General features: G+C 49.1%; 1 rRNA gene. It reads right to left on the reverse strand.

The features are described 5' to 3' along the window. Positions 1 to 181 (reverse strand): 16S ribosomal RNA (locus tag C9J29_RS24090); the annotation flags it as partial. Positions 182 to 216: the final 35 nt, after the last annotated feature.

Raw genomic sequence — 216 nt, forward strand, 5'->3', positions numbered from 1 at the left:
TTATTCGGTATTAGCCCCGGTTTCCCGGAGTTATCCCAAACTATAAGGTAGGTTGCCCACGTGTTACTCACCCGTCCGCCGCTAACGTTGAAGGAGCAAGCTCCTTCTCTGTTCGCTCGACTTGCATGTATTAGGCACGCCGCCAGCGTTCGTCCTGAGCCAGGATCAAACTCTCCATAAAAGAAATTTGATTAGCTCAAATTGTTTTGCTGGCAT

The sequence above is a fragment of the Lysinibacillus fusiformis genome (genome assembly GCF_003049525.1).
Classification (GTDB): domain Bacteria; phylum Bacillota; class Bacilli; order Bacillales_A; family Planococcaceae; genus Lysinibacillus; species Lysinibacillus fusiformis.